This is a genomic window from Streptomyces sp. NPDC055078 (genome assembly GCF_053607985.1).
Genome location: NZ_JBSGUP010000576.1, coordinates 1 through 5,373 on the forward strand (window position 1 = coordinate 1; position 5,373 = coordinate 5,373).

General features: G+C 71.0%; 5 protein-coding genes and 1 tRNA gene. 2 read left to right on the forward strand and 4 right to left on the reverse strand.

The genetic code is table 11. The features are described 5' to 3' along the window. Positions 1-43 precede the first annotated feature (43 nt). The 4 genes from ACWF94_RS32360 to ACWF94_RS32375 form a co-directional block, all read right to left on the reverse strand. Positions 44-116: transfer RNA gene (locus ACWF94_RS32360), tRNA-His, on the reverse strand. A 140-nt stretch (positions 117-256) separates the two neighbouring features. Continuing rightward, positions 257-859 carry an oligoribonuclease gene (gene orn, locus ACWF94_RS32365; protein WP_453496660.1) on the reverse strand — a complete coding sequence of 201 codons (603 nt, stop codon included), beginning with the start codon at positions 857-859 and terminating at the stop codon, positions 257-259. Positions 860-868: 9 nt separating this feature from the next. Next, positions 869-2,074, reverse strand: coding sequence for a GlxA family transcriptional regulator (locus ACWF94_RS32370; protein ID WP_453496663.1), 1,206 nt, complete (start codon positions 2,072-2,074; stop codon positions 869-871). Between the two features lie 386 nt (positions 2,075-2,460). Continuing rightward, complete coding sequence (locus tag ACWF94_RS32375) at positions 2,461-2,907, reverse strand: hypothetical protein (protein WP_453496666.1); 447 nt, start codon at positions 2,905-2,907, stop codon at positions 2,461-2,463. An 803-nt stretch (positions 2,908-3,710) separates the two neighbouring features. On the opposite strand from ACWF94_RS32375, the gene ACWF94_RS32380 reads away from it, so the two are divergent. Then, positions 3,711-4,232, forward strand: coding sequence for a universal stress protein (locus ACWF94_RS32380; RefSeq protein WP_453496669.1), 522 nt, complete (start codon positions 3,711-3,713; stop codon positions 4,230-4,232). 477 nt (positions 4,233-4,709) lie between these two features. Further along, positions 4,710-5,279, forward strand: coding sequence for an acetate uptake transporter (locus ACWF94_RS32385; RefSeq protein WP_453496672.1), 570 nt, complete (start codon positions 4,710-4,712; stop codon positions 5,277-5,279). Positions 5,280-5,373 lie beyond the last annotated feature (94 nt).

A 5,373-nucleotide genomic window follows, 5' to 3' on the forward strand; every position in this document is an offset into this window, starting at 1 on the left:
GCCCCTGACCTGTCTGATCCGGGTCAGGGGCTGATTCGTTCAGGGTGAGTGACGGGACTCGAACCCGCGGCATCCTGGACCACAACCAGGTGCTCTACCAACTGAGCTACACCCACCATGACCGGTCGCTTTACCGACCGGCCGAGAAAAAGTGTACAGGGTCCGGGAGGGTGCTCGCGCCAGGGTTTACCCGCTGCTGACGCGGTGCTGACCTCGGCTGTGATCACCTCACCCGGCTCCGTACGGGACGCCGTGCTCACTCCCCGGACAGCACGTGTTTCGCCGCGATCGCCTTCGCCGTGTCGGAGTCGGGGCCGGGCTGCGGCACGAAGACCGCCTCGCGGTAGTACCGCAGCTCGGCGATCGACTCGCGGATGTCCGCCAGGGCCCGGTGGTTGCCGCTCTTCTCCGGGCTGTTGAAGTACGCCCTGGGGTACCAGCGGCGGGCCAGCTCCTTGACCGATGAGACATCCACGATCCGGTAGTGGAGATAGCTCTCCAGGGCGGCCATGTCACGGTTGAGGAAGCCCCGGTCCGTACTGACCGAGTTCCCGCAGAGCGGGGCTCTGCCCGGTTCCTTCACATGCTCGCGCACATAGGCCAGCACCTGTTCCTCGGCGGCGGCGAGCGTGGTGCCGCCCGCCAGCTCGTCGAGAAGGCCCGAGGCGGTGTGCATCTGCCGTACCACCTCGGGCATCGTCTTCAGCGCCGCGTCCGGCGGGCGGATCACGATGTCCACCCCTTCACCGAGCACGTTCAGTTCCGAGTCGGTGACCAGTGCGGCCACCTCGATGAGTGCGTCCTCCGCCAACGAGAGCCCGGTCATCTCGCAGTCGATCCACACCATGCGGTCGTTCATGCGCCTACCTTATGGCGCACTCCGCTGGCCGGGCAGGCTAGGGCGTCCATGGCCCGTCGCGTACGCGCTGGACGGCGGCTTCCCCAGCTCCGGGGGAGCCGCCGGCGATGCGGGGTGTCCCGGAGGGCCTCCAGGCGCCGTGGTGCGTCTCGCCTGGACCGGGACGACCGACTCCACGACCGAGGTCGGGGGTGTGTCGCCCTGGGGGCGCCGGACCCGGTAGGCCGCCCGGTAGGCGGCCGGGGAGGACCCGAGCTGCCGCCGGAAGTGGCCGCGCAGGGCCACCGGGGAGCGGAAGCCGCAGCGGCCCGCCACCTCGTCCACCGAGTAGTCGGAGGTCTCCAGCAGCCGCTGTGCCTGGAGCACCCGCTGGGTGATCAGCCACTGGAGCGGCGCGCTGCCGGTGAGCGAACGGAATCGCCGGTCGAAGGTGCGCCGGCTCATGTACGCCCGGGCCGCCAGCGTCTCCACATCGAACTGTTCATGGAGGTGCTCCAGCGCCCACGAGACGACCTCGGCCAGCGGGTCCGACCCGATTTCCTCAGGTAAAGACCTGTCCAGATAGCGTTCCTGCCCGCCGCTGCGCCTCGGTGGCACGACCAGCCTGCGGGCGAGCGCCCCGGCCGCCTCGGTGCCGTGGTCGGTGCGCACGATATGCAGACAGAGATCGATTCCGGCCGCGGTGCCCGCGGAGGTGAGCACATCGCCGTCGTCGACGAACAGCTCACGCGGGTCCACATGGACCGATGGATACCGTTTCGCGAGTGTCGGCGCGTACATCCAGTGGGTGGTCGCCGGGCGGCCGTCGAGCAGGCCGGCCGCGGCGAGTACGAAGGCTCCGGTGCACAGTCCGACTATCCGGGCCCCTTCCTCATGGGCGCGGCGCAGCGCGTCGAGCGCTTCCGGCGGTGGCGGTGACGTGATCGACCGCCAGGCCGGTACGACGACGGTGCCCGCTCTGCCGATGGCCTCCAGGCCGTACGGCGCGGTCAGTTCGAGGCCGCCGGTGGTCCGCAGCGGGCCTTCCTCGCCTGCGCAGACGAGCAGTCGGTAGCGAGGAACTCCGGCGTCCTGACGGTCAATTCCGAACACCGAGAGCGGGATGGAGCTCTCAAAGATGGGGCCGCCGCTGAACAGCAGTACCGCGACGACTTCTCGGCGCCTGCGCCCCGAGAGCTTTCGTGCTACCTCCGGTGCGGCGGAGTCCTGACTCATGACGCTAAGCCCCCCTCGGTGTTCGCGTCTCCCCGTTCGTTTCGGGCCTTTCGCTCCTGCACGTTTCCCCTCGTGTTACACGAGTCCCGAGCCTTCGATACTCATGATCGAAATCTACTGTGTCCCGTGGCGCCGCCGTGACAAGTTCGGCATGCCCCGCTATGTCTGCATGGCAACTTGGCGCGAAGCATTCGATCACGAAGCGTTCCACTCGCGGGCTCCGCAGGGAAGGCCGTCGCGCGCGCATGGCCCGTCCCCGTAGGGTGCGAGCGCCGCGAATAGTCCTTTCCTTCCAGGTGGCAAGGGGGTAGGCAGGCCATTTCCCCAAGGGAGCGGTACTAGCGCGAAGTTGGCTGAAACTATACGGGTGCGGATGTGCGAACGGGTCAGTCTCCGGGGGTGGGTTCCCCGCCCTGAGGGACGCGGCGGTGCGGTCCCGCGACCGGTCGGCCCCGTCTGCCGCGTCCCGTGCCGGGGGCATGTTCCATCGTCGGCGTCCCTTCCTTCCCTCCGGTGGCGCCCGCGGCCCCGGCGCCCGGCCCGGCGGCGCGGGCCCGTGCCGCGTTGCGCTCCGAGTACCGCAGCAGGACCCGGCACGCGGTGGTCACCGCCGCGAGCCCGAGCGCCGCCGCGGCGGCCCCGCCGAAGGACGTCCCGTAGACGACGAGGACGACCGGGACGAGCAGACAGCTGAACGCCGCCCAGCGGACCACGTCGCCCACCGAGTCGGCGGTGGGGTGCGGGCGGGTGTCGCCGGCGGGGGGCGCGGGGGGAGTGCGCGGCGATGTACGGGGGCGGGGAGTACGGGGACGGGCGGTCGGGCGTGCGGGCACGGACCCTCTCTCAGGCTGGGGATGGCTGCGGGATGACCAAGGTGCCAACGAGGAACGCGGCCCTCCGGTCACTGGGTCACAGGTGACCGGTGGGGAAAAAGTGCTATGGGATGCCCCGGATGCCACCGGGCTCCCGGGTGCGTTCCGGTGCATCTGGGTGCCCTGGGTGCCCTGGGGGCTCCGGGCGCTGAGAGACGCTGAGAGGCTCAGGGGGCATGCCGGGTGCCCGTGTGCGTCCGGCGGCCGGGGGCGTGGGCGGGCCAGGCGCGGCGGGTGGCCGCGTCCGCGTCCGGATCCGTATCCCGGGGCCTCCCGACCGTCTCGCTATCCGCTGCCCCGACCGGCCCCGGGTCCGCTGTTCCGGATCCGCTGTTCCGGCCTCCCAGGGGCGATGCCCGGCCGTCCCCTCAGGGGCGGCACCGGTGCCGGGGCGGCTCCGCCCGGCCGGGCGTGGCGCATAACGTGCACGCCGTGCCGCGGTGAGGGCATGCACCGGCGTACGCCCCCTGAGCGCCCTCTCACGTGCCCGGGACCGGCGCCCGGTGGCCGGGTCGCGCCCCCGGGGCCGGGGCCCGGAGCGGGCGCGGGGGCGCGTCCGGGAGGCTGTAACCGCCGAGTGGCATTGCCATCCGGGACCTCCTCAGGCATGCTCCCTGCAACGTCCCGTTGGGCCGCCCGGCCCTGGGCAGGAGAGGAGTGTCGCCGTACCCTTACGGGTATGGGCCAGGGAAGATGATTCCCGGACACCGAATCCGTCGTAATGTCGTTCCCTCTCACTGAGGACTTCCTTCGCCGAGACACCGATGGCAGGTCACGAGATCCCCGAACCCGCGGACCGCAAGCAGGTAGCCGACCCCTCGTCGGATCTGCAAGCGGCGGAAGAGTCACGCCATTCCTGCGATCCGGCGTTCCGCCATGGAGTCGTCGTCGGCTTCGACGGATCGACCTCAAGTGAGCGGGCGCTCGCGTACGCCATCGGCATGGCCCGGCGCTCCGGCTCCGGACTGATCATCGTCCATGTCGCCAACCGGCTGCCGACGACCGTGTGGGCGGGCTGTGAGCCCCCCGTCTTCGTCGATGTCCCCGACCACCGCACCGAGGTCCTCGGCCTGGAGCTGGCCTGCGCGGACTATCTCTCCGAGGTGCCGTGGATCCTGGTGGAGCGCGGCGGCGACATCTGTCATGAGCTGGAAGAGGTCGGCCGGGAGTACTCGGCGGACGCGATCGTGGTCGGCTCCACGCACGGCATCGTCGGGCGCATCTTCGGCTCGGTGGCCGGACGGCTGGCACGCCGCGCCCAGCGTCCCGTAGTCGTCATCCCGTAGCCCGTAGCCCGTAGCCCGTAGCCCGTAGCCCGTAGCCCGTAGCCAGGTGCCAGCGGTCCGTAGCCCGTACGCCAGTGGTCCGTACGCGCGTGACCCGTACGCTCGTGGACCCGTACGCCGGTGGCGGCCGTGACCCGTGGCACGCGTCCCGCCGGAGGCTTGGAGGGGCCCGGTGGCGCACAGCGGCCCCGTCCGGCGATCAAAGGCCGGCTTGCGGGCAGGGGGCCCGGCGGGGGTCCCGCGCTGAGGGGCTCGGCGGGGGTCCCGCGCCGTGGGGAGCGGGACCTCGGCGCCCCCTTCGCGCTCCCGGCGTATGCCCCGGCGCGTCTCATCGCCCCCGTATCAGTGACACAACGTCAACTCCCTGGTCCCGTAGGGAAATCTACTGATGCGTAGAGGTGCATTGTGTGCTTGTGAAGGGTACATAAGTGTCCTGGGTCACACCACAACTGCACAAGGACACGAAGGGAGCCCGCCGTGGACAAGGACGTCTCCGCGGGAAGCGCTACTCCATCGACTCTCGGCCACCTCGCCCTCGGATTGACGCTGCTGGCGTTCGGCATCGGCCATACCGGCGTGATCGACAATGTGACGGCCCTGGACGCCACCGACCTGGCCACCTGGCTCGGCGGTTTCGCCCTGTTCGTCGTCGGACTGCTCGAATACCGAGCGGGCAACGCGGGCGCGGGCACGGCGTTCGCGGGCCTCGGCGCCTTCTGGTTCATCTGGGGGACCGCCGCAGGTCCCGGGACGTCGTCCGAGGCGGCGGGCGTCTTCCTGCTGCTGTGGGCGCTGCTCGCGCTGACTCTGACGGCCGCGTCGGCGGGCGCCGGAATCTACACCCAAGGGGTCTTCGGGCTGTTCACGGTCTCGCTCGTGGTGCTCGGCATAGCCGCGCTCGCCGAGAGCGAGGGCCTGGCCAAAGCGGGCGGCTGGGTCGCGGCGGTGACGGGTCTCGCCGCCTGGTACGGCGCGACGGCCGCGCTCGCCAAGTGGCCGACCTTCTCAGGGCGCGCTGCCGGCCGGGGAGTGACGGCCACCGGCTGAGGCCGCGCAGGCCGGCGCGCACTGGGCCGCACGCCGGCTGACGAAGTCCCCCCGTGCGCGCCGGTGGCGACGCGCGGGGGGACAGCGTTGTGCC